This is a genomic window from Streptomyces sp. NPDC030021 (genome assembly GCF_055574035.1).
On the sequence record NZ_JBVIAH010000007.1, the window covers coordinates 52,860 to 72,769 of the forward strand.

Sequence of the window (19,910 nt, forward strand, 5' to 3'; positions counted from 1 at the left end):
GCGCCTCACCCGCGCCGGTCGTCACGGCGGCGGAACAGGTCACCCGGTTCCAGGTCCCCGTCGAGGAACCGGCCGGCGACGAAACCGATGGCGCCGAGGGCGGCCACCAGCAGGAAGGCCCCGAAACCGCCGAAGTAGCCGGCGAACGCCAGGGCCATGCCGGCGAAGAGTCCGGCGATCGCCATGCTCATGCTGGCTCCTCTCGGCTACTGGAGACGGGATTCCGGCTCCTCGTCGGGCTCATCGGGCAGCTTGACGTCGCTCACCGCGATGTTGACCTCGACGACCTCCAGGCCGGTCATCCGCTCGACCGCCGAGATGACGTTCTCCCGGACCGCCCGTGCCACGTCACGGATCGAGACGCCGTAGTCCACGACGATCTCCAGGTCGAGGGCCGTCTGGGTCTCGCCGACCTCCGCCTTGACCCCGCGGCTGACCCCGGCCTTGCCGCCGCCGGGCACCCGGTCGCGGACTGCGCCGAAGGTTCGGGAGAGGCCGCTGCCGCTGCCCATGGCGTGCACGCCGACCACCTCGCGGGCGGCCAGCCCGGCGATCTTCTCGACCACCCCGTCGGCGATGCTCGTGCGTCCCCGGTCGCCGGGCTCCTTGCCCGAGACCCCTGATGCGGATTCGGTCATCGCGTGTCCCTTCGCGTGGCTGGCGGACTCACTCCGCACCACGTTAGGCGCCACGGCGCGCGGGCGCCCCGGGACTACTCCGGTCGGCTGGCCGACTTTCCCCGGGGCTCCGGCTTCACGGCGGCCCTCAGTCGGAGAGACCGGCCAGGTCCCGCAGGCGGCGGGCCTGGGCCGCGCGCTCGGCGGCGCGCTGGTCGTCGTAGGGGCGCGCCTGGGCGGAACGCAGCAGCGTCTTCGTCTCGATCACGGCGTCCCGCGGCGGGGCCAGGAGGGCCGTGGTGAGGTCCTGGACGGCGGCGTCGAGCTCGTCCGCGGGGACGACGAGGTTGGCGAGGCCGACCCGCTCGGCTTCCTCGGCGTGCACGAAGCGGCCCGTCGCGCAGATCTCGAGCGCGCGGGCGTAGCCGACCAGGGAGGTCAGGGGCTGGGTACCGGCCAGGTCGGGGACCAGACCCAGGCTGGTCTCGCGCATGGCGAACTGCACGTCGTCCGCGACCACGCGCAGGTCGCACGCGAGCGCGAGCTGGAAGCCGGCGCCGATCGCGTGCCCCTGCACGGCGGCGACGGAGATGATGTCGTTACGCCTCCACCAGGTGAATGCCTCCTGGTACTCGGCGATCGTGGAGTCGAGCAGTTCGTCCGAACCGCGTGCCAGATCGAGGAAGGAGGGCTCGCCCTCGAAACCTTCGGGGGTGAACGCCTGCCGGTCGAGCCCTGCGGAGAAGGACTTGCCCTCACCGCGCAGCACGACGATGCGGACGGTGCCCGGCAACAACCTCCCGGCCTCGGCCAAAGCCCGCCAGAGCGCGGGGGATTGGGCATTTCGCTTGGCCGGATTGGTCAGTGTCACCGTGGCGACCGTGTCGTCGACGGTGAGTCGTACGCCGTCCTTGTCGAGCAGAGCCATCTTTCATGCCTCCGGTGTGCAGTCGGCCGCAAGCTCGGCCTAAGTGACTGCACAGTAACCACCCAGCCGACCGGAAGGCCGACCGGGGGTCACCGAAGGAACCGTCGGATCATGATGAACCTTGAAGCCGTTGAAGCGTCGGAACCGATGGGACCGGGGTCAGGCCGTAGCGGCCTTCTTGCCGCGCGTCGCGCCTCCGCGACCACGCAACGACACCCCGGACTCACTGAGCATCCGATGGACGAATCCGTAGGACCGGCCGGTCTCTTCGGCCAGCGCCCGGATACTCGCACCGGAGTCGTACTTCTTCTTCAGGTCTGCCGCGAGCTTGTCGCGCGCGGCGCCGGTTACCCGGCTGCCCTTCTTCAGAGTCTCGGCCACCCGTGCCTCCTCATGGGAAGTGCGCTCTGGACTTCTCATGATCACCCCTCCCACGCTTCCTGGCCACCCATTCAGCAAGGTCGGTACGACGGCATTTCCCAACCGGTGGACACCCGAGCAGAACGGAATCTTCTCTTCCGCTGCATGACTTCCGTCACACTCCGCTGCCCTCGCCGGGAATCACCAGGTCAGGGGCGCGGAACCGGAAAACGAACGGCCCCGGTCGCGCACCTTCGCGGGTGCGGCCGGGGCCGTCGTACGACGCGCAACGGTACGAGACCGTCTCACTCAGATGATGGATCACCCGTGAGCCGAATGATCCATAAGGAACTGGATCAGAAGCGGAACGGGAACCGGAACCCGGTCAGGCGAGGGCCACCAGGTCCCGGTAGTCCGGTCCCCAGAGGTCTTCGACGCCGTCCGGGAGCAGGATGATGCGCTCCGGCTCCAGCGCCTCGACGGCGCCCTCGTCGTGCGTGACGAGGATGACCGCGCCCTTGTACGTGCGCAGCGCGCCCAGGATCTCCTCGCGGCTGGCCGGGTCGAGGTTGTTCGTGGGCTCGTCGAGGAGCAGCACGTTCGCCGAGGAGACGACCAGCGTGGCCAGGGCCAGCCGGGTCTTCTCGCCACCGGAGAGCACCCCGGCGGGCTTGTCCACGTCGTCCCCGGAGAAGAGGAAGGAGCCGAGGGTCTTGCGTACGGCGACCAGGTCCAGGTCGGGGGCCGAGGAGCGCATGTTCTCCAGGACCGTGCGCTCCGGGTCCAGGGTCTCGTGCTCCTGGGCGTAGTAGCCGAGCTTGAGGCCGTGGCCGGGGACGACGCTGCCGGTGTCCGGCTTCTCGGTGCCCGAGAGCAGGCGCAGCAGGGTGGTCTTGCCGGCGCCGTTGAGGCCGAGGATGACCACGCGGGAGCCCTTGTCGATGGCCAGGTCGACGTCGGTGAAGATCTCCAGGGAGCCGTACGACTTCGAGAGGCCCTCGGCGGTCAGCGGGGTCTTGCCGCAGGGCGCCGGGTCCGGGAAGCGGAGCTTGGCGACCTTGTCGTTGACGCGGACGGCCTCCAGGCCGGCGAGCAGCCGGTCGGCGCGCTTGGCCATGTTCTGCGCGGCGACGGTCTTGGTGGCCTTGGCGCGCATCTTGTCGGCCTGCGAGTTCAGGGCCGCGGCCTTCTTCTCGGCGTTCTGGCGCTCGCGCTTGCGGCGCTTCTCGTCGGCCTCGCGCTGCTGCTGGTAGAGCTTCCAGCCCATGTTGTAGACGTCGATCTGGGAGCGGTTGGCGTCCAGGTAGAAGACCTTGTTGACGACGGTCTCGACCAGGTCGACGTCGTGGGAGATGACGATGAAGCCACCGCGGTAGGTCTTCAGGTAGTCGCGCAGCCAGACGATGGAGTCGGCGTCGAGGTGGTTGGTGGGCTCGTCGAGGAGCAGGGTGTCGGCGTCCGAGAAGAGGATCCGGGCGAGCTCGACGCGGCGGCGCTGGCCACCGGAGAGGGTGTGCAGGGGCTGGCCGAGGACCCGGTCGGGCAGGCCGAGGGCGGCCGAGATGGTCGCGGCCTCCGCCTCGGCGGCGTACCCGCCCTTGGTCAGGAACTCGGTCTCCTGGCGCTCGTACTGCTTCATCGCCTTGTCGCGGGTGCCCCCGGTGCCGGAGGCGATGCGCTCCTCGTTCATGCGCATCTTCTTGATCAGCACGTCGAGGCCGCGCGCGGACAGGATCCGGTCGCGGGCCAGCACGTCGAGGTCGCCGGTACGCGGGTCCTGCGGGAGGTAGCCGACCTCGCCCGAGCGGGCGATGGAGCCGGCGGCGGGCTGGCCTTCGCCCGCGAGGCACTTGGTGAGGGTGGTCTTGCCCGCTCCGTTGCGGCCGACCAGGCCGATGCGGTCGCCCTTGGCGACACGGAAGGAGGCGGACTCGATAAGGACGCGGGCGCCGGCGCGCAGCTCGATGCCGGTGGCGGTGATCACGGAAATACTCCAGGGCGGGTCGGGACGGCGGAAGGGGGGCAGGACGCGAAGCTTCGACGCCGCTAATCCGCGAGGAGATTTGCCATGAGAGACATTCTACCGGGGGTGCGCAACTACTTTCCGGGCGCGGGCCGGGCCGTCCGGCCTGCGGGATCAGCTCCCCCGTGTCCCCCGTCCGGCCCAGTGGCTCCACGGAGCGGCCGAGGCGCAGACCAGGATGATTGGGTTGATACTCGCCGCATGGGCGGAGACGCGACCGCACCTGTTCGACGTGTGGAGGGCGGTGCGGGATGCAGTTCGACGACGACGCCAGGCTCGACAGCTCCGAGGTCGAGGACAGGCGCGGCGGCGGCCGCATCCCGGGCGGCAAGGCCACCGTCGGCGGCGGCATCGTCGGTCTGATCGCGCTCGTCATCGGGCTGCTGTTCGGGGTGGGGCCGGAGCAGCTGGGACTGTCCGACGGGGAGCAGGTGCCGGCGCCGGTCTCCTCGTCGTTCAACCAGGTGCAGCAGGCCTGCAAGTCGGGGCGGGACGCGAACACGCGGGAGGACTGCCGGCTGCTGGCGGTCACCCGGAGCACCCAGGCCTTCTGGAGGCAGGAGTTCGCCAGGCGCGGCGGCCAGTACAGCCCGGCGACGACCGTGTTCTTCGAGAACCGGGTGAACACCGGCTGCGGGACCGCCAGCTCGGCGGTGGGCCCCTTCTACTGCCCGGCGGACCGGAAGGTCTATCTGGACCTGGGCTTCTTCGACGACCTGCGGACGAAGTTCGGCGCGACCGGCGGCCCCTTCGCCCAGGCCTACGTCGTCGCCCACGAGTACGGACACCACATCCAGAACCTGACCGGGACACTCCAGCGGGCCCAGGACGGGCGGCAGGGACCGAACAGCAACGCGGTCAAGGTCGAGCTGCAGGCCGACTGCTACGCCGGGGTGTGGGCGCACAACGCGACGGACGTCGCGGACGCCTCCACCGGGCGGCCGCTGATCAAGACGCTGACCGAGGCGGACATCAGGGACGGGCTGGACGCGGCCGCCGCGGTCGGCGACGACCGGATCCAGGAGAAGTTCCAGGGCCGGGTCTCCCCGGAGTCCTGGACCCACGGCTCGGCCGAGCAGCGCCAGCAGTGGTTCTACCAGGGCTACCGGACCGGCGACATGGCCCAGTGCAACACCTTCCGCTGACTGTCGGTGACGCCTGCCATGCTGGTGTGACGCGGGTCACCGTCACGAGAGGGAGTGATCGTCATGGCAGGCGTTCCGTCCATCTGTCCCACGCTGGTCTACCGCGACGCGAAGGCGGCCATCAGGCTGCTGACCGAGGCCTTCGGCTTCAGCCAGGTCGCCGTCTACGAGGGTGAGGACGGCTCGGTGACGCACGCCGAGCTGGCTTACGGCAACGGCATGGTGATGCTGGGCAGTTCGGGCAAGGGCGGGGTCTTCGACAAGGCCATGGAGGGCGCCGGCCCCTCAGGGGTCTACGTCGTGGTCGACGACGTGGACGCCCACCACCGGCGGGCGGTCGAGCACGGCGCCGAGATCGTGATGGAGCCCACCGACCAGGACTACGGCTCCCGCGACTACATGGCCCGCGACGCCGAGGGCAACGTCTGGAGCTTCGGGACGTACGCGCCGCAGGTCTGACCCGGGCGGCGCGCCCGTCCCTGCCCTCGTTCTCCTGCGCAGTCGCCCGCTTCCACGGGGTCCTCGCCTCTACGGGATCACTCGCCGCCGGTGTGGACCTGGAAGGCGGCCCGGCGGACCGCCTTGGCCAGCGTCGGGTCGGGGTGGGCCGCGGCGAGCGCGACCAGCACCTGCACCGTGCGCGGATGGCCGACCGCACGGACCTCGTCCAGCAGCCGGGGGACGGTGGTCCGGACGGCGGAGTCGAGGTGGCGGGCCAGCAGTTCGGCCTCGCCGTGGTCGGCGATGGCGGCCGCCGTGTCCACCCAGAGCCAGGTCGACTCCTCGGCGGTGAGGACGTCCTGCGCCTCGTCGGGGTCGATCCCGTCGTGCTCGGCGAGCCAGAGCAGGGCGTAGGGGCGCAGGGCGGGCTCGCGCACGGTGGCGCGCACCTCGGGCTCGGCGGGGGCGCCGACCACGCGCAGCGCCTCGAAGGCGAGGCCGCGCAGCAGGGCGTCCTCGCCCCGGGCAGCCTGCAGCAGCTCGGCCACCGCGTGGCCGACGGGCCGGGCGGCGAGCCAGGCCTGGTACTCGGCGCGGGCAGGGCCGGGGGTGAGCCGCGCGCAGCCGTGCAGCATGGCGGCGGCGGACTGCTCGATGTTCCCGGCGGGGCTCTGCGCCGCGACGCAGATCTGCTCCAGCTTGACCCAGACGGCCCAGCTGCCGAGCGGGGTGAGCGTGGCCCGGGCGGGGCCGAGGGTGACGGCGTCCACGGCGGCGAGTCCGCCGAGCGCCCAGCGCAGCAGCCGGGCGAGCGGGACGGGGCGGGCCTCCGCGGAGCCGGATGCGGCGGACGTCAGCGCCGCGGCGGGCTCGGTCTCGTAGGGGATCTCGCACCGCTCGTCGCGCAGTTCGGTGACACGCTGCCCGAGCAGGTCGAGCAGGTCCGGGACGGTCACCGGGCCGGCGGACAGCTGGAGCAGGGAGAGGAGTTGGGGCATCGCCTCGACGACCTCGGCGACGGCCGAGGGGGCGATGTCGGCGGGTGCCGGATGGACCAGCGACCAGGCGTCGAAGAGGGCGACCCAGCCGCGCAGTACGGCGGTGTCGTCGCGGTCCCAGGCGCGCAGCCGCCAGCCGGGCCGGGCATGGCCGCCGTGCACCTCGACCAGTCCGGCGAGCCGGGCGCGGTCCCAGCCGACCTGGATCTGGCCGTGCGTCAGGCCCAGTTCCACGGCGGCGCGTTCGACGTCGGCCGCGGGCAGGGCGCCCGTGGGGGCGGGCCGGCCGCCGTCTCCGGCACCGAGGTTGCGCTCGGCCCAGCGGGTCAGGCGTACGGCGTCGGCGAGCGAGGCCCGGGCCCGGTTCGCGAGGTCGGCCGTGGCGGGCGTACCCGCCGGGGGCCTGGGCGCGGGCCGGGTGCGTCGGTCGGTCACCGCCTTGCGGGCCGCGGCGACGGAGCGCGGCGAGACGAGTCGGAGTCTGGAGTCGCGAGCCAACTGCTCATCAGGCTTTCGGGACGTCACGGAAGCAGTCTCGCCCGTCACTGGCCGAAAGCCCAAACGGAATCGGCCGTTGCCGTCGTTCACCGCAGCGCAGACCGGGACAAGCCGCCCGTGGGGCCCTGTCCGTCACAGGGCCTTCACATGGCGGGCCGCGGCACATGGCCTTTCACGGCCATTCACCCGGCCGTTCACCCTCGCCGTTCACCGGGTGCTTCACCGGGCCCTTCGCCCGGCCCTTCGCGCGGCCCTTCGCCCGGTCTTCACATAAGAGGGGTGAGGAAGCGGCGCAGGGCCTCCTCGTAGCCGGCCGGGTCGGCGTTCCACATCGCCCCGTGCCCGGCCCCGCTCACGGTGTGCAGCGCGACGAGGTCGGGGCGGGCGGCGGCGAGTCTGCGCGAGGGCCCCCAGGGGGCGAGCGCGTCGTCCGGGCCGTGGAGGATCAGTACGGGGACGCGCAGCGCGCCGGGGTCGGAGCCCGCCGGCCGGCGGTCGGCGCGCAGGCCCGCGAGGCCCTCGGCGGCCCGGACTGCCAGCGGCAGCAGCACGCCGGGGACCCCGCGCGCCGCGGCGAGCCCGCGCAGGGTGGTGTGCCAGTCGAGCACCGGGGAGTCCAGGACCAGCCCGGAGATCCGGTGGGCGAGCGGCGAGCGCTCGAAGGCGTGCAGGGCCATGGTGGCGCCGGTGGACCAGCCGTACAGGACCACGCGGCGGGCTCCGTAGCGCAGGGCGTAGCGGATGGCGGCGTCCAGGTCACGCCATTCCGATTCACCGAGGTGGCCGAGGCCGTCCGGGGAGGCGGGGGCGCCCAGGTCGCCCCGGTAGCCGAGGTCCAGAACGGGCAGCTGGTGGCGGTGCAGGAAGGGCATGACCACCATCGGGTGTTCCCGGCTGCTGCCGAGCCCGTGCACGGTGATCACCCAGGTATCCCGGGCGGCGGGCACGAACCAGGCGGGCAGGGCGCCGAGCTCCCCGGGGACGTCCACGTCGGCGTGGTCGAGCCCGAGGGCGGTGCTCGGGTTGCCGACGTACACCTGGGGGGTGAGGGAGACCCTGGTGCCGGGGTCGAGGGTGCCGTGGGTGACGGAGAGGAGCTGCCGGACGACGGCGTCCGGGCCGGGGTCGGCGTCCGGAAGCACGGGCCCGACGACGGCGTGCACACCGGGTGCGACCAGGCCGTACGTGCCGGGGCGCAGGGAGGCGAGCGAACGGGTCAGCGTGATCCGGCCGTCGGCGGCGGAGTGGACGCTGAGCTTCGGTCCGCCGGGGAGCGGGCGGCCCGGTTCGGACCGCAGGGCCGCGTCGGCGGCGTGCCGGGCGACGGCGACGGCGGCCGCGCCGGCACCGAGGAGGGTCGTCGTGACGGCCGCAGCCGTCGCTGTCGCGGTACGCACTGCTCCAGTGTCGGGTCGGGGCCTCGTGCGGGCCACCGGAGGAGATCCCTCCACGGCGAGCGCGGAAGGAGTGATCTAGGTCTCATTCGAGGCCCGGGGGGCGGGATCGCATGCGCGGCGAACCCCCTGTGGAGGGGTTCATTCACCCGGCTTTGACGTGCATTAATAGTGTTATCTACGCCAGAATCAGGACGAATGGCCCGATCGCACCCCGTGCCAGTACACCGCTCCGCCCAAGTCAGTTCATCTTCCGTTCACCCAGGTTGCCTACGGTCGCCGAGCCACTGACGTCAAACAGAAGCCTGGGTAAATGGAGCACATAACGCTTCTCCTCGGGATCGTGATCATCACCGCTCTCGTGTTCGACTTCACGAACGGTTTCCACGACACAGCCAACGCGATGGCTACCACCATCTCGACCGGCGCCCTCAAGCCCAAGACGGCGGTGGCCATGTCCGCCGTGCTCAACCTCGTCGGCGCGTTCATGTCCGTGGAGGTCGCCAAGACGATCTCCAAGGGACTGGTCAACGAGGAGGGCATCCAGCCAGAGGTGATCTTCGCCGCCCTGGTCGGAGCGATCCTCTGGAACCTCGTCACCTGGCTGGTCGGTCTCCCCTCCAGCTCCTCGCACGCCCTGATGGGCGGCCTGATCGGTGCCGCGGTCGCCTCCGCCGGCATCGGCGCGGTCAACGGCAGCGTCGTCGTCACCAAGGTCCTCATCCCCGCGATCGCCGCCCCGCTGGTGGCCGGCATCGCCGCGTACCTGGCCGCCAAGCTCACCTACAAGCTGGGCGACAAGGTCGGCGAGAAGACCTCCGCCAAGGGTTACCGCGCCGGTCAGATCGCCTCGGCCGGTCTCGTCTCCCTCGCGCACGGCACCAACGACGCGCAGAAGACGATGGGCATCATCACCCTGGCCCTCATCGCCGGCGGCGCGATCGCGCCCGACGCGAACCCGCCGGTCTGGGTCATCGTCTCCGCCGGCATGGCCATCGCGATGGGCACCTACCTGGGCGGCTGGCGCATCATCCGCACCATGGGCAGCGGCCTGACCGACCTGCACCCGCAGCAGGGCTTCGCCGCCCAGACCTCGGCCGCGTCCGTCATCCTCGCCTCCTCGAACCTGGGCTTCTCGCTCTCCACCACCCACTCGTGCTCCGGTGCGGTCATGGGTGCGGGCCTGGGCCGCAAGGGCGGTGTGGTCCGCTGGTCCACCGCGACCCGCATGTTCATCGCCTGGGGCCTGACCCTGCCGGCCGCCGCGCTGGTCTCGGCCGGTGCCGAGCTGGTCATGCGCATCGGTGACGTCGGCATCGCCGCGGTCACGCTCTTCCTGATCGGCTCCTGCCTGGCCATCTGGTTCATCTCGCGCCGCCAGGTCGTCGACCACAACAACGTCAACGAGGTGGAGCCGGCCCGCGCCGAGGAGCCGGGTGTCGTCACCACGGCGATCGCCGCGGTCACCGTCCCGCCGACCGTCGCCGCCGCCGGCACCACCGCCGCGGTCACGGACGAAGACCTCAAGGCCACCATCCCGGCCGCGACGCAGACCCCGGCGGCTCCGGCCGCCGCGGTCTGACCGAGACAGAGACACAAGAGGAAACGGCAGTATGAAGATCGACTGGGAAGCGCTCGGCTCCGTCTTCGGGGTCAGCCTCTTCGCCACCGTCGCCCTCGTGGCCCTCTTCACCCTGGGCCTGGTGGGCCTGTCCAAGCACGAGACCGCCACCGAGCAGGGTGGCACCGCCACCCTCGCCCGCAGCGGCGCGTACGCCTGCTTCGCGGTCATCGCCGCGGCCGTGGGCTACGGGATCTACCTGATCGTCGCCTGATCCGCCGCCCTGCGGCCGACCAGGCGTGAAGGCTCCCTCCGGGTTTGTCCCGGAGGGAGCCTTTCGCATCCCTCGCCCCCTGCCGCGCCCCTGCCGCGCCGCAGGTCAACGGCGAGTTGACGGGCCTTCGGCGTGCGTGGTGGACTGCCGGAGCCAATACGGCGGCATGGAGAGGAAGTCCGGTGCGAATCCGGCGCGGTCCCGCCACTGTCACCGGAACCGCACGCCGCGCGTGCGTCCCGGGAGCCAGGAACTCTCGCCGCCGGACACGTCGAACCAGGGCGCGGACCCTGAGTGAGGACATACCTGTCACCATGCGTGCCGATCGCGTCTTCGCGTACGGCGCCACGGCGGGCCTGATCGGCGACCGGATCCTCGGGGATCCGCGCCGAGGGCACCCCGTGGCCGCCTTCGGACGGGCCGCCGCCGCCGTCGAACGCTCCCTGTGGCGCGACGACCGCGCCCGGGGCCTCCTGCACACCCTGGTGTGCGCCGGGGGCGCGGCCGCCGTCGGAGCGCTGGGCGCCCGAGCCGTGCGCTCCCGGCCCGCAGTCGCCCGTATCGCCCTGACGGCCGCCGCCACCTGGGCCGTCGTGGGCGGTACCTCCCTGGGCCGTGAGGCCCGCGCCATCGGCGGCGCGCTCGCCGCCGGGGACATCGAGGTGGCCCGGGAGCGGCTGCCCCACCTGTGCGGACGCGACCCGCAGGCCCTGGACGGGCAGCAGATGGCCCGCGCCGTCGTGGAATCCGTCGCCGAGAACACCTCCGACGCGGTGGTCGGGGCCCTCGTGTGGGGCGCCGTCGCCGGAGTCCCCGGACTGCTGGCCTTCCGCGCCGTGAACACCCTGGACGCGATGGTCGGCCACAAGTCCCCCCGCTACCTGCACTACGGCTGGGCCTCCGCCCGGCTCGACGACCTGGCCGGCTGGCCGGGGGCCCGGCTGACGGCGGTCGCCGCCGTGCTGGCCGGCCCCGACCGGCGGGGCGCCGTACGGGCCTGGCGTGCGGACGCCGCCGCGCACCCGAGCCCGAACGCCGGACCCGTCGAGGCCTCCTTCGCCGGGGCGCTGGGCGTCAGACTGGGCGGAACCCTCGCGTACGGCGGCCGGGTCGAGCACCGGGCCGTGCTGAACGGCGGGGCCGGGCGGCCGGTGGAGGTCGCGGACATCGAGCGGGCGGTACGGCTGTCGCGGCAGGTGACCTGGCTGGCCCTGGGCGCCTGCGTGGCCGCCCGGCTGCTGGTCTCCCGAACGGCACGGAGAGGACGGCGCGGATGAGCGGCGCGAAGCGCGGCGGCGGTCTGCTGGTCGCGGGCACCACCTCGGACGCGGGCAAGAGCGTGGTCACGGCGGGCATCTGCCGCTGGCTGGCCCGGCAGGGTGTGAAGGTCGCGCCGTTCAAGGCGCAGAACATGTCGCTGAACTCCTTCGTGACGCTGGAGGGCGCCGAGATCGGGCGCGCCCAGGCGATGCAGGCCCAGGCGGCCCGCGTGGAGCCGACCGCGCTGATGAACCCGGTGCTGCTCAAGCCGGGCAGTGACCGCAGCAGCCAGGTGGTGCTGCTGGGCAAGCCGGTGGGCGAGATGAGCGCCCGCGGGTTCTTCGGGGGATCTGGGGGGTCGTCCCCCGGAAAGGCGCTGCACGGCGGGCGCCAGGAGCAGTTGCTCGGCATCGTCACGGACTGCCTGGAGCAGCTGCGGGGCACGTATGACGCCGTGATCTGCGAGGGGGCGGGGAGTCCGGCCGAGATCAACCTGCGCCGGACCGACATCGTGAACATGGGGATCGCGCGGGCCGCGCGGTTCCCGGTGGTCGTGGTCGGGGACATCGACCGCGGCGGGGTCTTCGCGTCCTTCTTCGGGACGACGGCGCTGCTCTCCCCCGAGGACCAGTCCCTGATCGCGGGATACATGGTCAACAAGTTCCGCGGCGACGTGTCGCTGCTGGAGCCGGGCATGGAGATGCTCCGCGGCCTGACGGGCCGTGCCACGTACGGGGTGCTGCCGTTCCAGCACGGCCTGGGCATCGACGAGGAGGACGGCCTGCGGGTCTCCCTGCGCGGGGCGGTACGCGAGTCCGTGGTCGCTCCGCCGGTGGGCGAGGACGTGCTGCGGGTCGCCGTGTGCGCGGTGCCGCTGATGTCGAACTTCACGGACGTCGACGCGCTCGCGGCGGAGCCGGGGGTCGTGGTGCGGTTCGTGGACCGGGCCGAGGAACTGGCCGACGCGGACCTGGTCGTCGTACCCGGCACCCGGGGCACGGTGAAGGCCCTTCAGTGGCTGCGGGAACGCGGGCTCGCGGACGCGCTGCTGCGACGGGCCGCCGAGGGGCGGCCGGTCCTGGGCATCTGCGGCGGGTTCCAGGTCCTGGGCGAGCGGATCTCGGACGAGGTCGAATCGAAGGCGGGCGAGGTCGACGGCCTCGGCCTGCTGCCCGTGCGCATCCGCTTCGAGCGCGAGAAGACCCTGGCCCGACCGGTGGGCTCGGCGCTGGGCGAGGACGTCGCGGGCTACGAGATCCACCACGGCGTCGCCGAGGTGCTCGGCGGCGAGGCCTTCCTGGACGGCTGCCGGGTCGGGTCGGTGTGGGGCACCCACTGGCACGGATCGCTGGAGTCGGACGGCTTCCGCCGGGCGTTCCTGCGGGAGGTGGCCACGGCCGCCGGCCGCCGCTTCGTCCCGGCGCCGGACACCTCGTTCGCCGCGCTGCGGGAGGAGCAGCTGGACCTGCTGGGCGACCTGATCGAGGAACACGCGGATACGCGTGCGCTGCTGCAGCTGATCGAGGACGGCGCCCCGGCCGGCCTGCCCTTCCTGCCGCCGGGCGCACCATGAGGGGCCGGGCCCTGCGGGGCTGTCCCCCACCCCGCCCCTTCCCGAAACCGGGCTCCGCCCAGACCCGCGCCTCAAACTCCCCCGGCTACCGCGGGGAGGGGCCCCCGGGCGGGGCTGAAATTGCCCTGCCGGCAATCCAGCCGCACCGGGCGCACGGCACCAGCCACATCAAGCCCCGCCGGCGTTTGACGCGCGGGGTCTGGGGCGGAGCCCCGGCAGCGGCGCCGCACACGGCAACGGTCCGCACCTTCCAAGGAGTGAGCAACGCATGAGCACGCCCTACCCGTTCACCGCAGTGGTCGGCCAGTCCGACCTGCGGCTGGCGCTCCTGCTCAACGCCGTGAGCCCGGCGGTCGGCGGGGTGCTCGTGCGCGGTGAGAAGGGGACCGCCAAGTCCACCGCCGTCCGCGCGCTGTCCGCACTGCTGCCGCAGGTCGACGTCGTGTCGGGCTGCCGGTTCAGCTGCGCGCCCACCGCGCCGGACCCGGCCTGCCCGGACGGCCCGCACGAGTCCGGCCCCGGCGGCGCCCGGCCCGCCCGCATGGTGGAGCTGCCCGTCGGCGCCTCGGAGGACCGCCTCGTCGGCGCCCTCGACATCGAACGGGCCCTCGCCGAGGGCGTGAAGGCGTTCGAGCCCGGGCTGCTCGCCGACGCCCACCGCGGAATCCTCTACGTCGACGAGGTCAATCTCCTCCACGACCACCTGATCGACCTGCTGCTGGACGCCGCCGCGATGGGCGCCTCGTACGTGGAGCGCGAGGGCGTCTCCGTCCGGCACGCCGCCCGCTTCCTGCTCGTCGGCACGATGAACCCCGAGGAGGGCGAGCTGCGGCCGCAGCTCCTGGACCGGTTCGGGCTCACCGTCGAGGTGGCCGCCTCCCGCGAGCCCTCCCAGCGCGTCGAGGTGGTCCGCCGCCGGCTCGCCTACGAGGACGACCCCGCGGGCTTCGCGACCCGCTGGGCCGGGGACGAGCACGAGGTCCGCGCCCGGGTGGTGGCCGCGCGGGCGCTGCTCCCGAAGGTCTCGCTCGGCGACACCGCGCTGCTGCAGATCGCGGCGACCTGCGCCGGGTTCGAGGTCGACGGGATGCGTGCCGACATCGTGATGGCCCGGACCGCGACCGCGCTGGCCGCCTGGGCCGGGCGGACCGACGTACGCAAGGAGGACGTCCGGCAGGCCGCCCTGCTGGCGCTCCCCCACCGGCGGCGCCGCAACCCGTTCGACGCGCCGGGGCTGGACGAGGACATGCTCGACCGGATCCTGGACGAGTTCCCCGACGAGGAGCCGGAGCCCGAGCCCGAGCCCGAGCCGGACCCCCAGGGCCCCGACGACGACGGACCCGGGGACGGCGGTCCCGACGGCGGCCCTGGTGGCACGCCCCCGCAGGGCGCCGGACCGCAGGACCCGGGCGCCTCGGCCGAGACCCCCGAGGCTCCCGAGGGCGGCGAGGCCCCCGCGGAAGCCCCCGAGGCCCCGCAGCCCTCAGCCCAGGAGGCCGCCGGGCCCGAGCAGGCCGCGGTCCGTGCCGCAGAGCCGTTCCGGACCAAGATGCTCAGCGTGCCCGGCCTCGGCGAGGGCGCGTCCGGCCGCCGGTCCCGTGCCCGCACCGCCCACGGCCGCACCACCGGCGCCCAGCGCCCGCGCGGGCACCTGACGAAACTGCACCTGACCGCCACCATCCAGGCCGCCGCCCCGCACCAGAAGGCGCGCGGCCGCGACGGGCGCGGCCTCGTGATCCGCAAGGACGATCTGCGCCAGGCCACGCGGGAGGGGCGCGAGGGCAACCTCGTCCTGTTCGTCGTCGACGCCTCCGGTTCCATGGCCGCCCGGCAGCGCATGGGCGCGGTCAAGGGGGCGGTGCTGTCCCTGCTCCTGGACGCCTACCAGCGCCGGGACAAGGTCGGTCTGATCACCTTCCGGGGTGCCACGGCCGAGCTGGCCCTGCCGCCGACCTCCTCGGTGGACGCGGCGGCGGCCCGGCTGGAGCAGCTGCCGACGGGCGGCCGCACCCCGCTGGCCGCCGGGCTGCTGAAGGCCCACGAGGTGCTGCGGATCGAGCGGCTGCGGGATCCCTCGCGCCGGCCGCTGCTCGTGGTCGTCACCGACGGGCGGGCCACCTCGGCCGGGAACGCCGGGGGCCGCACGGACAGCAGCCCGCGGGAGCTCGCCGGGCACAGCGCGCGGCTGCTGCAGGCCGGGGGCGTCGCCTCGGTGGTCGTGGACTGCGAGTCCGGGCCGGTCCGGCTGGGGCTGGCCGGCGTACTGGCCCGGGACCTCGGCGGTCCGGCCGTCACGCTCGACGGGCTGCGGGCCGACTCGCTGGCCGGGCTCGTGAAGAACGTACGTACCGCAGTGACATCCACCGCTTCACCCCGCAGCAGCAACAACAGCAACAGGAGGGCCGCGTAATGCCTCAGGGACAGCCGTCCGTCGTTCCGGACGACGGGCTCACCACGCGCCAGCGCCGCAACCGTCCGCTGGTCTTCGTCCACACCGGCCCCGGCAAGGGCAAGTCCACGGCGGCCTTCGGGCTGGCGCTGCGCGCCTGGAACCAGGGCTGGCCGATCGGGGTGTTCCAGTTCGTCAAGTCGGCGAAGTGGAAGGTCGGCGAGGAGAACGCGCTCAAGGTGCTCGGCGCCTCCGGCGAGGGCGGCTCCGTCGTCTGGCACAAGATGGGCGAGGGCTGGTCCTGGGTCCAGCGGGACGCGCAGCTCGACAACGAGCAGGCGGCCAAGGAGGGCTGGGAGCAGGTCAAGCGCGATCTGGCCGCCGAGACGCACAAGCTGTACGTGCTCGACGAGTTCGCCTACCCGATGCACTGGGGCTGGATCGACGTCGACGAGGTCATCGAGGTGCTGCGCAACCGTCCCGGCACGCAGCACGTGGTGATCACGGGCCGCAACGCGCCGGAGAAGCTGGTGGAGTTCGCGGACCTCGTCACCGAGATGACCAAGGTCAAGCACCCGATGGACACGGGACAGAAGGGCCAGAAGGGCATCGAGTGGTGACTTCGTACCGCTTCAGCGTGCCCCGGCTGGTCATCGCCGCCCCGTCGTCCGGCAGCGGCAAGACCACCGTGGCCACGGGCCTGATGGCGGCCTTCTCGGAGCGCGGCCTCGCCGTGTCCCCGCACAAGGCCGGGCCCGACTACATCGACCCCGGCTACCACGCTCTGGCCACCGGCCGGCCGGGACGCAACCTCGACGCCTTCATGTGCGGGCCGGAGCTGGTCGCTCCGCTGTTCGCGCACGGGGCCGCCGGGTGCGATCTGGCCGTGGTCGAGGGCGTCATGGGGCTCTACGACGGCGCCGCGGGCCGGGGTGAGCTGGCGTCGACGGCGCAGGTCGCGAAGTTGCTGCGGGCGCCGGTGGTGCTGGTGGTCGACGCCTCCTCGCAGTCGCGGTCGGTGGCGGCGCTGGTGCACGGCTTCGCGTCCTTCGACCCGCAGGTGCGGCTGGGGGGCGTGATCCTGAACAAGGTCGGCTCCGACCGGCACGAGGTGATGCTGCGGGAGGCCCTGGAGGAGGCGGGGATGCCGGTCCTCGGTGTCCTGCGGCGGGCTCCGCAGGTGGCCACGCCCTCGCGCCATCTGGGGCTGGTCCCGGTGGCCGAGCGGCACACCGACGCGCTGGCCTCGGTGTCGGCGCTGGCCGCGCAGGTCCGGGCGGGCTGCGACCTGGACGCCCTGATGGCCCTGGCCCGCACGGCCCCGCCGCTGGACTGCGAGGCGTGGTCGCCGGCTGCTGCGCTGACGCGCAGCCGGGGCCGTACTTCAGCCTCGCCGGCGTTTGAGGCGCGGGGGTCCGGGGGCAGCGCCCCCGGCAACGGCGCCGCACCGGCAGACCTCAGCGGAGCCCCCGGCAGGCGGCCGGTGGTCGCCGTCGCGGGCGGACCGGCGTTCACGTTCTCCTACGCCGAGCACACGGAGCTGCTCACCGCCGCCGGAGCGGAGGTCGTCACCTTTGACCCGCTCCGGGACGAGGCGCTGCCGCCCGGCACCTCCGGCCTGGTGATCGGCGGCGGCTTCCCGGAGATGTACGCGCCCGAACTGTCCGCCAACGAACCGCTGCGGGCGGCCGTCGCCGCCTTCGCCGCGGCCGGCGGCCCGGTCGCCGCGGAGTGCGCCGGGCTGCTGTACCTCGGCCGGTCGCTGGACGGGAAGCCCATGTGCGGGGTGCTCGACGCCGACGCGCGGATGTCGGAGCGCCTCACCCTCGGCTACCGCGAGGCGGTGGCGGTGTCCGACAGCGTGCTCGCGCGGGCCGGGACCCGGCTGCGCGGGCACGAGTTCCACCGGACGGTGATCGAGCCGGGCGCCGGGGCGGCCCCGGCGTGGGGGTTCACGCACCCGGAGCGCCGGGTCGAGGGCTTCGTGCAGCAGGGCGTGCACGCGAGCTATCTGCACACGCACTGGGCGGCGGAGCCGTCCGTCGCGCGCCGTTTCACGGAAGCCGCGGCAGCACGGCGGTGACCTCCGTCCCCGGCCGGCGCTCAGTCCGCGATGCCCACCACCAGCCAGATCCCGGCCACCCCGCCCACCGTGCACATCAGCGTGGACAGGGCGGGGTGCTTGTGGTGGGCCTCGGGGAGGATCTCGGCGGACGCGAGGTACAGCAGGACGCCTCCGAAGAAGCCGAGGTATGCGCCGAGGGGTTCCTCCGGAAGGGTGAACAGCAGAGTGGACGCCGCGCCCACGACGGGGGCGACGGCGTCCGCGAAGAGCATCATCAGGGCCTTGCGGCGGTCGTTCCCGTAGAGGCTGGTGAGCGTGTACGTGTTGAACCCGTCGGCGAAGTCGTGGGTGATGACGGCCAGCGCTACGGCCACGCCCATCCCGCCGCCGACCTGGAAGGCCGCGCCCAGGGCCACCCCGTCGGCGAGGCTGTGGCCGACCATGGCCGCGGCCGCGGTGAGCCCGACCTGGGGGGTGCGGCCGCCGTTCTCGGCGCCGTGCGCGGCCTGGCGGACCGCCAGCAGCCGTTCCACGACGTGCGCGACGAGGAAGCCGCCGACGAAGAGCAGCAGGGCGAGCGGTACGCCGAACACCTCGCCGCCCGCCGCGTGGAGGGCCTCCGGGAGCAGGTCGAGGCCCACGACGCCGAGCATCAGCCCGCCGGCCAGGCCCAGCACGAGGTGGCGGCGGTCGGTGACGCGCTGCGCCGCCCATCCGCCCGCCAGGGTCATCAGGAACGCGCCCAACGCCACGATCACGGCCATGCGCCCCTGAATACAGACTCCTCGCCCCGCGCGCACGTCCCCGCGCGGGTAGCGGGTGGCGGAGGGTTGACGACCGACCGGCCGGTGGTGTTCCAGTGACGGTGACGGCGACGGCGACGGTGACTACGGAAGGAGGGCCCCCGGTGGGCGAGTACGCGACGCAGGTGGTGGTCGGGGTCGGCGGACGCGCGGGGGTTTCCGTCGCGGAGGTCTGCGCCCTGGTCGAGGAGACGCTGCGGGGGGCCGGGCTGGCCGTGGGGGCGGTGACGGCGCTGGCCACGGTGGAGTCGAAGGCGGGCGAGGCCGGGATCACGGGTGCGGCGGAACGTTTCGGCGTGCCCCTGCTGAGCTACCCCGCCGCACAGCTGGCCGCCATCGCCGTGCCGCACCCCTCGGAGGCGGCGCGCGCCGCCACCGGGACCCCCTCGGTGGCGGAGGCCGCGGCCCTCGCGGGCGGCGGGGAACTCCTCGTGCCCAAGCGGCGGTCGGTGTCGGCGACCTGCGCCGTGGCCACGTCTCACGCGCACGACCTGCGCCATCACGGGGACGCCGAGGTGATCGACGCGGGCTCCGCGCTGGTGGACTTGGCGGTCAACGTACGGGCGGATACTCCCCCGGACTGGCTCAAGCAGCGGATCGCCGCCTCCCTCGGGGATCTCGCCGCATATCCCGACGGGCGGCGCGCCCGCGCGGCGGTGGCGGCCCGGCACGGGCTGCCGGTCGAGCGGGTGCTGCTGACGGCCGGGGCCGCGGAGGCTTTCGTACTGATCGCCCGGGCCCTGGGAGCCGTACGGCCGGTCGTGGTGCATCCGCAGTTCACCGAGCCGGAAGCGGCTCTGCGGGACGCGGGGCACCAGGTCGAGCGCGTGGTGCTGCGGGCGGCGGACGGCTTCCGGCTGGACCCGGCGGACGTGCCCGAGGACGCGGACCTGGTGGTGATCGGCAATCCGACCAACCCGACGTCCGTGCTGCACCCGGCGAGAACCCTCTCCGCGCTGGCCCGGCCGGGCCGGATCCTGGTCGTGGACGAGGCGTTCATGGACGCGGTCCCGGGCGAGCGGGAGGCCCTGGCCGGACGGATGGACCTGCCGGGGCTGGTGGTGCTGCGGAGCCTGACCAAGACGTGGGGGCTGGCGGGGCTGCGGATCGGCTACGTGCTGGCCGAGTCCGGGGTGATCGCGAAACTGGCGGCCGCACAGCCGCTGTGGCCGGTGTCGACCCCGGCCCTGGTGGCGGCCGAGGCCTGTGTGGCTCCGGCGGCGCTGGCCGAGGCGGAGGAGGCGGCCCGGCGGATCGCGGTGGACCGGGCGCATCTGCTGGCCGGACTCGCGGAGTTCGACGAGGTGACGGTCGTCGGGGTGGCGGAGGGGCCGTTCGTCCTGATCCGGGTGGCGGGCGGGGCCGAGGTCCGCACCCGGCTGCGCGCCCTCGGCTTCGCCGTGCGCCGCGGGGACACCTTCCCGGGGCTGGACCACTCCTGGCTCCGGCTGGCGGTGCGCGACCGGGCGACGACGGGCCGGCTGCTCCAGGCCCTGGACCACGCCCTCGCACTGGCCGCGCGCTGACCGTGAGCCGAGCACGAGCTGCGCGGGCCGAGCGTGAGCTGCGCGGGCCGAGCGT

The 19,910-nt window shown here is 73.4% G+C and carries 17 protein-coding genes, 1 pseudogene and 1 riboswitch; of the genes and pseudogenes, 10 read left to right on the top strand and 8 right to left on the bottom strand.

What is annotated here, in order from left to right:
- Positions 1-5 precede the first annotated feature (5 nt).
- The 5 genes from ACZ4YL_RS15515 to ACZ4YL_RS15535 all read right to left on the bottom strand — a co-directional run bounded on the left by ACZ4YL_RS15515 (position 6) and on the right by ACZ4YL_RS15535 (position 3,889).
- Positions 6-191: a hypothetical protein gene (locus tag ACZ4YL_RS15515; RefSeq protein ID WP_030010792.1), complete on the bottom strand. Its 186-nt coding sequence runs from the start codon at positions 189-191 to the stop codon at positions 6-8.
- A 15-nt stretch (positions 192-206) separates the two neighbouring features.
- Entirely contained in the window at positions 207-638 is a 432-nt protein-coding gene (locus ACZ4YL_RS15520) for an Asp23/Gls24 family envelope stress response protein (protein WP_468116861.1), read from the bottom strand.
- Between the two features lie 127 nt (positions 639-765).
- Positions 766-1,545, bottom strand: a complete 780-nt coding sequence (locus ACZ4YL_RS15525) for an enoyl-CoA hydratase/isomerase family protein (RefSeq protein ID WP_189735835.1) — start codon at positions 1,543-1,545, stop codon at positions 766-768.
- 159 nt (positions 1,546-1,704) lie between these two features.
- A complete protein-coding gene (locus ACZ4YL_RS15530; protein WP_030010789.1) occupies positions 1,705-1,926 on the bottom strand; it encodes a helix-turn-helix domain-containing protein in 222 nt (73 codons plus the stop codon).
- 364 nt (positions 1,927-2,290) lie between these two features.
- Positions 2,291-3,889, bottom strand: coding sequence for an ABC-F family ATP-binding cassette domain-containing protein (locus tag ACZ4YL_RS15535; RefSeq protein WP_468116864.1), 1,599 nt, complete (start codon positions 3,887-3,889; stop codon positions 2,291-2,293).
- 290 nt (positions 3,890-4,179) lie between these two features.
- On the opposite strand from ACZ4YL_RS15535, the gene ypfJ reads away from it, so the two are divergent.
- On the top strand, positions 4,180-5,073 hold the full coding sequence (gene ypfJ / locus ACZ4YL_RS15540) for a KPN_02809 family neutral zinc metallopeptidase (RefSeq protein WP_468116866.1): 894 nt from the start codon (positions 4,180-4,182) through the stop codon (positions 5,071-5,073).
- Positions 5,074-5,136: 63 nt separating this feature from the next.
- The gene (locus tag ACZ4YL_RS15545; RefSeq protein ID WP_030010786.1) at positions 5,137-5,532 is read left to right on the top strand and encodes a VOC family protein; all 396 of its coding nucleotides are present in this window, start codon (positions 5,137-5,139) and stop codon (positions 5,530-5,532) included.
- A 77-nt stretch (positions 5,533-5,609) separates the two neighbouring features.
- Here the strand turns inward: ACZ4YL_RS15545 and ACZ4YL_RS15550 are convergent, their stop codons facing one another.
- Complete coding sequence (locus tag ACZ4YL_RS15550; protein WP_468116868.1) at positions 5,610-7,037, bottom strand: hypothetical protein; 1,428 nt, start codon at positions 7,035-7,037, stop codon at positions 5,610-5,612.
- Positions 7,038-7,276: 239 nt separating this feature from the next.
- On the bottom strand, positions 7,277-8,407 hold the full coding sequence (locus ACZ4YL_RS15555; RefSeq protein ID WP_468116870.1) for an alpha/beta hydrolase family protein: 1,131 nt from the start codon (positions 8,405-8,407) through the stop codon (positions 7,277-7,279).
- Positions 8,408-8,717: 310 nt separating this feature from the next.
- Between ACZ4YL_RS15555 and ACZ4YL_RS15560 the strand changes: the two genes are divergently transcribed.
- From ACZ4YL_RS15560 to ACZ4YL_RS15590, 7 genes and pseudogenes are all read left to right on the top strand, one after another.
- Positions 8,718-9,986 carry an inorganic phosphate transporter gene (locus tag ACZ4YL_RS15560; protein ID WP_468116872.1) on the top strand — a complete coding sequence of 423 codons (1,269 nt, stop codon included), beginning with the start codon at positions 8,718-8,720 and terminating at the stop codon, positions 9,984-9,986.
- 31 nt (positions 9,987-10,017) lie between these two features.
- Positions 10,018-10,239, top strand: a complete 222-nt coding sequence (locus ACZ4YL_RS15565) for a hypothetical protein (RefSeq protein WP_030012731.1) — start codon at positions 10,018-10,020, stop codon at positions 10,237-10,239.
- 123 nt (positions 10,240-10,362) lie between these two features.
- A riboswitch (cobalamin riboswitch) is annotated at positions 10,363-10,517 on the top strand.
- A gap of 36 nt (positions 10,518-10,553) precedes the next feature.
- Positions 10,554-11,516 carry a cobalamin biosynthesis protein gene (locus ACZ4YL_RS15570; protein ID WP_468116873.1) on the top strand — a complete coding sequence of 321 codons (963 nt, stop codon included), beginning with the start codon at positions 10,554-10,556 and terminating at the stop codon, positions 11,514-11,516.
- Positions 11,513-13,069 (top strand): annotated as a pseudogene (locus ACZ4YL_RS15575) (cobyric acid synthase); the annotation flags it as partial. The gene ACZ4YL_RS15570 and the pseudogene ACZ4YL_RS15575, both read left to right, overlap by 4 nt.
- 271 nt (positions 13,070-13,340) lie before the next feature.
- Positions 13,341-15,482, top strand: a complete 2,142-nt coding sequence (locus tag ACZ4YL_RS15580; RefSeq protein WP_468116875.1) for a putative cobaltochelatase — start codon at positions 13,341-13,343, stop codon at positions 15,480-15,482.
- Entirely contained in the window at positions 15,482-16,081 is a 600-nt protein-coding gene (cobO, locus tag ACZ4YL_RS15585) for a cob(I)yrinic acid a,c-diamide adenosyltransferase (RefSeq protein WP_030013115.1), read from the top strand. The genes ACZ4YL_RS15580 and cobO overlap by 1 nt, the downstream gene beginning before the upstream one ends.
- Positions 16,075-17,544, top strand: a complete 1,470-nt coding sequence (locus tag ACZ4YL_RS15590) for a cobyrinate a,c-diamide synthase (protein WP_468116877.1) — start codon at positions 16,075-16,077, stop codon at positions 17,542-17,544. The genes cobO and ACZ4YL_RS15590 overlap by 7 nt, the downstream gene beginning before the upstream one ends.
- Positions 17,545-17,564: 20 nt before the next feature.
- On the opposite strand, the gene ACZ4YL_RS15595 is transcribed toward ACZ4YL_RS15590, so the two are convergent.
- Positions 17,565-18,290, bottom strand: coding sequence for a ZIP family metal transporter (locus ACZ4YL_RS15595; protein ID WP_468116878.1), 726 nt, complete (start codon positions 18,288-18,290; stop codon positions 17,565-17,567).
- A gap of 143 nt (positions 18,291-18,433) precedes the next feature.
- On the opposite strand from ACZ4YL_RS15595, the gene cobC reads away from it, so the two are divergent.
- Positions 18,434-19,855, top strand: a complete 1,422-nt coding sequence (gene cobC, locus ACZ4YL_RS15600; RefSeq protein ID WP_468116879.1) for an Rv2231c family pyridoxal phosphate-dependent protein CobC — start codon at positions 18,434-18,436, stop codon at positions 19,853-19,855.
- Positions 19,856-19,910: the final 55 nt, after the last annotated feature.

Excerpts from the sequence above, each read along its gene's own strand:
- ACZ4YL_RS15545 (WP_030010786.1), top strand. The coding sequence starts at position 5,137 with ATGGCAGGCGTTCCGTCCATCTGTCCCACGCTGGTCTACCGCGACGCG.
- cobO (WP_030013115.1), top strand. The coding sequence starts at position 15,482 with ATGCCTCAGGGACAGCCGTCCGTCGTTCCGGACGACGGGCTCACCACG.
- ACZ4YL_RS15570 (WP_468116873.1), top strand. The coding sequence starts at position 10,554 with ATGCGTGCCGATCGCGTCTTCGCGTACGGCGCCACGGCGGGCCTGATC.
- ypfJ (WP_468116866.1), top strand. The coding sequence starts at position 4,180 with ATGCAGTTCGACGACGACGCCAGGCTCGACAGCTCCGAGGTCGAGGAC.
- ACZ4YL_RS15580 (WP_468116875.1), top strand. The coding sequence starts at position 13,341 with ATGAGCACGCCCTACCCGTTCACCGCAGTGGTCGGCCAGTCCGACCTG.
- ACZ4YL_RS15565 (WP_030012731.1), top strand. The coding sequence starts at position 10,018 with ATGAAGATCGACTGGGAAGCGCTCGGCTCCGTCTTCGGGGTCAGCCTC.
- ACZ4YL_RS15520 (WP_468116861.1), bottom strand. The coding sequence starts at position 638 with ATGACCGAATCCGCATCAGGGGTCTCGGGCAAGGAGCCCGGCGACCGG.
- ACZ4YL_RS15525 (WP_189735835.1), bottom strand. The coding sequence starts at position 1,545 with ATGGCTCTGCTCGACAAGGACGGCGTACGACTCACCGTCGACGACACG.
- ACZ4YL_RS15595 (WP_468116878.1), bottom strand. The coding sequence starts at position 18,290 with ATGGCCGTGATCGTGGCGTTGGGCGCGTTCCTGATGACCCTGGCGGGC.
- ACZ4YL_RS15560 (WP_468116872.1), top strand. The coding sequence starts at position 8,718 with ATGGAGCACATAACGCTTCTCCTCGGGATCGTGATCATCACCGCTCTC.
- ACZ4YL_RS15515 (WP_030010792.1), bottom strand. The coding sequence starts at position 191 with ATGAGCATGGCGATCGCCGGACTCTTCGCCGGCATGGCCCTGGCGTTC.